This window comes from Glutamicibacter sp. 0426, assembly GCF_001906485.1.
In the GTDB taxonomy this organism is placed as follows: Bacteria; Actinomycetota; Actinomycetes; order Actinomycetales; family Micrococcaceae; genus Glutamicibacter; species Glutamicibacter nicotianae.
In genome coordinates this window covers 1-5906 of record NZ_MPBI01000013.1, presented here as the reverse complement: position 1 = coordinate 5906, position 5906 = coordinate 1, and the positions used below count along the sequence as shown (strand labels likewise).

The 5906-nt window shown below is 52.8% G+C and carries 2 protein-coding genes and 3 tRNA genes; all 5 read left to right on the top strand.

Annotated features, from left to right (window positions below):
- Positions 1–1080 precede the first annotated feature (1080 nt).
- The 5 genes from BKX98_RS16525 to BKX98_RS16505 all read left to right on the top strand — a co-directional run bounded on the left by BKX98_RS16525 (position 1081) and on the right by BKX98_RS16505 (position 4726).
- Positions 1081–2505: an amino acid permease gene (locus BKX98_RS16525; protein ID WP_073708054.1), complete on the top strand. Its 1425-nt coding sequence runs from the start codon at positions 1081–1083 to the stop codon at positions 2503–2505.
- A gap of 318 nt (positions 2506–2823) precedes the next feature.
- Positions 2824–4059, top strand: coding sequence for an FAD-binding oxidoreductase (locus BKX98_RS16520; RefSeq protein ID WP_255372336.1), 1236 nt, complete (start codon positions 2824–2826; stop codon positions 4057–4059).
- A gap of 108 nt (positions 4060–4167) precedes the next feature.
- Positions 4168–4241: transfer RNA gene (locus tag BKX98_RS16515), tRNA-Pro, on the top strand.
- Positions 4242–4531: 290 nt separating this feature from the next.
- Positions 4532–4603: transfer RNA gene (locus BKX98_RS16510), tRNA-Gln, on the top strand.
- Between the two features lie 47 nt (positions 4604–4650).
- A tRNA-Glu gene (locus BKX98_RS16505) sits at positions 4651–4726 on the top strand.
- Positions 4727–5906: the final 1180 nt, after the last annotated feature.

The window sequence follows — 5906 nt, the reverse complement described above, 5'->3', positions numbered from 1 at the left end:
AGAGTAGGTCACCGCCGGACTTAACCTAGTGGGTTTGAGGCTCTAGCCAGTGATGGTTGGAGCCTCACCTGTTTAACCCGTGACTGTGCGGCCAGGCGATGCTTGGCCTGTTCGTGTTTAAGGGGGTTTGGCCGCTGGCCGCTTCTGTTCTGCTCCAGATGGGGCTGGTATTGGGTTGCGGTGCCAGTTGTGATGACTAGCAACCTTAAAGGATTGAACTTCAACTTAGTCCGATAGCCGATGTTCGAGTGCAACCGGGTATGGGGCAGAGGATTGTTTTCTAGTTTCAATTGTTTCCACTGACGGGTGGTTGCCAGGCATGCCAGATGGTGTCATAGCCAATTGAAAACTGCCTGCGCCAAGCTAAAATGCTCCCCTACTCTCAACTTCGTTATCCTGCTTGACGCTATCGATTAGCTCCGTCCAGTTCTTCGCCGGGTTCGATCGCCCGGCGAAATATTACTGCTAGATCGAGGCAAGTCGAGCGGTGCAGGACGTGACTTCCAAGCAAAAGTGGCAGCCACGTTTCGTCGCGTGATTCTCGACTGAGCGCCAGCGTCATTGGCTGTTTTGACCTGTTCTCAAGTCCACGAGCAATCACTTAGTTCGGCTTTTCCGACGACTGGGCACCGAATCCGCAATTGCGAGGCCTCGCACCTCTTTTTACGAAAGCACTGACATAGGCGCACAGCAGAAGCCTCGGCCTCCAATAGATCGACTGTGGTCCACAGATGCGTGTTCCTGCTGTCAGTTTTCCGGAGCGCACCACTTTGTCGGTTGGCTAGTTCAGGAGACTGCGGCGGCAATGCGCACGGAGCCAGACCAGATAAACATTTCCATGCCAGCTCTAGTGGGCGAAGCTCCAAGAGGCTTATCATGACGATTCAATAAAGCCCTTGAAAGAACTGCAGTCCGGTATCTCAGCTTCAAATTATCACTAGTCTGAGGTACCGGACTCTCTTGACCATTTCGCCGATCCGACATGCTTGTGACTGCGATTACATAGGTGGCGGGGGTTGAAGCGCACCAGCAAAGGTGAGTAGGAGCCCACTGAGCATCTAGGAATCTCGGAGGAGCAATATGCGAACTAGCCAGACAAGCCAAAACTTGAAACGTGGCTTGAGTACACGGCATATCAGATTTATCGCCCTAGGGTCTGCCATCGGCACTGGCTTATTCTACGGTTCTGCAAGTGCCATTCAAATGGCTGGTCCAGCCGTGCTGCTGGCCTACATACTCGGTGGCGCAGTGGTGTTCATGGTGATGCGTGCGTTGGGAGAAATGGCCGTCCGCAATCCGACCTCCGGCTCATTCGGCAACTATGCCACTGAATTTGTCGGCCGTTTCGCTGGCTTCGCCACAGGGTGGACTTACACCTTTGAAATGTTTGTGGTGGCTCTGGCAGATGTGACAGCTTTTGGCGTGTATATGGGCTTCTGGTTCCCTAACGTTGAACGATGGATCTGGATCCTGGCGGTTGTTTTCTTCATCGCTGCCGTGAACCTGCTTTCGGTCAAAGTCTTCGGGGAACTGGAGTTCTGGTTCTCGCTGGTCAAGGTCGTCGCCATCGTTGCAATGATCGCCGGTGGAGTTCTCGTAATCGTCTTCGGTCTGGGAAATCAAAGCGAAGGCGCTGCTGGTCTTTCCAATCTCTTCGCTAACGAGGGTTTCATGCCGCACGGCATTTGGGGAGTTCTCGCCTCGCTGACGATCGTCATGTTTGCCTTCGGTGGCACCGAGGTAATCGGCATTACTGCCGGCGAAGCACAAAACCCCCGAAAGGTCATACCGCAGGCGATCAACTCTGTCCCAGTGCGCATCCTATTGTTCTACGTACTGACGCTCGGTGTCATCATGTGCATTCAGCCGTGGAACACGATCGATGGCAATGAGAGTCCATTCGTCTCGATCTTCTCCAGCATCGGTTTCTCGTCTGCAGCGAACGTTCTGAATTTCATCGTCATCACAGCGGCACTTTCAGCAATCAACGCGGACATCTTCGGCGCAGGACGCATGATTCACGGCATGGCCAAGCAAGGCCAGGCACCCCAGGTGTTCACGAAGACCACGGCTAACGGTGTCCCATGGGTGACATCTTTATCGATGATCGGTGCGCTGCTTATCGGTGTCGTGCTGAACATATGGTTCGAAGACCAGATCTTCTTCCTGATCGCTGCATTGGCTACGTTCGCGACCGTTGTCGTTTGGTCGATGATCTTGATCTCGCATATCCGGATGAAGCATCGGATAGACAGAGATGCTCTTGAACCATCAGCATTCCCAGTTCCGTTGTGGCCCGTGGGCAGCTACTTGGCGTTGGCCTTCATGATCTTTGTGATCGTCCTTATTGGCATTATTCCGGAAACGCGCAGTGCGCTCATTACTGGTCTAATTTGGGTTGCAATCCTGGGCATCTGCTATCGGCTGTTCGTAAGAGTAAAGGCTAGTCCAGCTGAAGCCCAAGCAACGAAGATGGAAGAGACTTCAGCAGCTGAACGGCGATAGCCTCAAAGAATGCTGGGGCCGTGACCTAGGCCTGCTGCAAGGTGACCCGTAATGAGGGCACAAACAGCGCCGTGCACCGGACAGCTATTGCATAGGCAAGTCATCTAGTTCACCTTTGCCTGCCGTAAGCCTTAGTCTCAGGTAAATACCTGCAGACACCGACTCGTGGAGATGACGATGGCAACTACCCACGCTGAATTCCTAGATGCCTTAAGCGCAGCGTTACCGGACGGAGCCCTCGAAACATCGCGTGTGGTGCTTCGAGAAAACTCCAGGGACTTCGGGTAATTGTCGGGGAATCCCGTTGAATCGCTAGCCGTGGTTTTCGCCAGTTCCGTAGCGGATGTCCAACATGTTCTACGCTTGGCCACTGAATACAAGGTGCCGGTGATTAGCCGCGGTGCCGGCACTGGTGTTTCCGGGGGCGTTCACGTGCTAGGCGATGCCATCGTGTTGAACCTGAGCAGAATGAATAGAATTCTAGAAATCCGCCCGGAAGATGAAGTCGCTGTTGTTGAACCTGGCGTCATCAATCATCAGCTGAACGAAGCCGTTGCAGAATTTGGTCTCATGTATGCCCCGGATACTGCGAGCTACAAGATGTCGACGATCGGCGGCAATATCGCTACCTATGCTGGTGGTTTGCGTTGCGCGAAATATGGCGTCACTCGTGAATCTGTCCTCTCACTAGACGTCGTATTGGCTGACGGCCGGCTAATCCGAGTTGGCAAGAATACGTTCAAGGGCGTCGCTGGCTATGATCTCGCTGCCCTATTCACAGGGTCCGAGGGCACATTGGGCGTCGTCGTTCGCGTAGTTGTTCGATTGCGCTATCTTCCAGTGGATGAAAGGGACATAACGCTATTGTTCCCCAGCTTGGAGGAGGCAGTCGAAGGCGTTCAATTGATTGCCAAAGCTAGAATCCAACCTGCCATTCTGGAACTGATCGATCACTCGACGTTGCTCATTCTCGATGAACAGTACTCAACGAATTACGCAGGCCTCGGCGGTGCCATGTTGCTGGCTCGACTAGATGGCTATGGCGCCGAGCGTGAAGAATCTGCTCTCCGTGAAGTTTTCGAAGAACGCAATGCACAGCTAAGCAATTCAGCGGATCCCAGAGCTATGAAGCTGATCGAAATGCGCCGAACCAGCCGCGGTGATACCAAAGATGATGCTTACCGGACTGGCGAAGATGTCGCCATTCCGAAAAGCAGAATGGTTGAATACGTGCACCACGTTCAACAAGTGGCACGCGAAGAGAACATCGACATGCGGATGATTTCGCATGTGGGCGATGGCAATCTGCACCCGACATTCTCTGTAGAACCAGAAGACGGTGTGGACCCCTTAGCCAGGCTAGACCGTGCGGTTGAAGCCTCAGTGCGCATTGCTTTGGAACTAGGCGGCACGATTACCGGTGAACACGGTGTCGGATTGATTAAAAAGGATTGGTTGCAATGGGAGCAATCAAGTGAAGTGGTCGAACTCCAACAGCAGATCAAACGTCTTCTGGATCCGTTGAATATCTTGAATCCCGGGAAAGCCATTTAAAGTAAGAACCTACGAGGGGCAGCCAATGAACTGGCGATGCGAAACGCGCAGGCATGGCGGACTCTGAAAATAGTCCTGCACGGGTGTATAGTGAAAGGGTTGTAACCACGGGATATGGCGCAGCTTGGTAGCGCGCGTCGTTCGGGACGACGAGGTCGCAGGTTCAAATCCTGTTATCCCGACTTGCAGCAAAAGGGGGAACTACGGTTCCCCCTTTTTTTGCGTTAAGCCGCCCCAGCAACACCCGGTAAAACCTAAATAGCCTTCTGGGTTTTAGGGGGCAATTTGAAGGCTGTCCTGTAGCGAATGGCAGTTCCATAACAAGCGTTCCAGCAAACGAGCTGCAGATCACTCGAGGATATCGCCTCAGGATGTGCGATCTGAGATTTTTTTAGGTATAGTTATATCTCGTGCTAAGGCATTCAATGCGGATCAGCTTCGGCTGCTGAAGTAAACGAATACCAAGTCACATTGGGATATGGTGTAATTGGCAACACAACGGTTTCTGGTTCCGTCATTCTAGGTTCGAGTCCTGGTATCCCAGCGCTTCACCAAAGAAATTTGGTGAGCTGAAGATTTTCTTCAGCATACGGCCCCATCGTATAGCGGCCTAGTACTCTGCCCTCTCACGGCAGCAACACGGGTTCGAATCCCGTTGGGGTCACCAAAGCAAAAAAATCGCGGAACTTATGTTCCGCGATTTTTTTATGCACGGAAACTATGGACGGTTTCGAATTCGGCTTTAACTGGAGCTTCCCCAAACTAGGCATCCCTTCGACAAGGCCGGCCTGGTTTGCAGTTCTAATGTGGATGACGGGACACTGGCCGTAGAGCCGTAGAGCCGTAGAGCCGTAGAGCCGTAGAGCCGTAGAGCCGTAGAGCCGTAGAGCCGTAGAGCCGTAGAGCCGTAGAGCCGTAGAGCCGTAGAGCCACCACTGCGTTTCAACGATCTCTTCATAGGTCCTACTGAAACCTGTCGTGATCGCCTGAGTCGTTGGCTCAATGGATGTACCAGTGAAATACGGACTGACTCAGATTGCGCGCAACACTGAAACGGCATCGAAGGTAGGCCGGCGCCTTCTTGGGTGTAGAACGACACGGTATCCGTCTTGCCTCGTTGCGAATCATGAACTCCCGTTTTACGGCCTGCGGGACTAGTCCACTCCAGATCACCTGTGGCTAGGGCAACGGCCACCGTGGCGTCCAAGCGCCGTTCGACGCCTAACTTTTGATGACATTACTTTTGGCTACAAACGAATACAGCCCATCGAATTCTTCTGCATAGCGATTGCAGCTAGGGGATTTACCGTGGCGGCACTTTGGGTGTCTGGTCAAGGTTCTTGGAATCACGGGGTCCTACGTTTATCCCGCATGGACCAGGCGTTCACAGGCTGCATTGCTGACATCCGTTTCGATGCTTTGCTTAGCATGGTCTTCGGATCCTGGGCATTGACGATTCTGCCATCCTGGGAATGTTCGCTATTCGTATGGAGATCCAGCAGACATCGAGGCGAGGGCCCTTAGATTCTCGAACCAATGCGAAAGACTCTTGGGGCGTGCCAATATGCCGCCGTGGAACATGCCCTCATAGTGTAACGACGATCACTGCAAAAAGCGTCCTATCGATTTGCGGAGCCCTGAAAACCTGTGTATAGTTTTTATCTGTTGCCGGAACGGAAACACCACGGAATCTACCGAATGTTTACCCGGCAGCCAATCACTTTCTACTCAAGGTTTTCCACCGATTTTGATCGGATCAGGAAGTCTGGTAAGTTGGAAAAGTTGCTCCGGAGCGAAGCAGTCATCGAAGGATTGGTGGTTGTGGTGTCGAGAGTGTTTGTTGTTTG

What these genes read in the sequence shown, in the direction of transcription:
- BKX98_RS16525 (WP_073708054.1), top strand. Translation starts at nt 1,081, where the DNA reads ATGCGAACTAGCCAGACAAGCCAAAACTTGAAACGTGGCTTGAGTACA.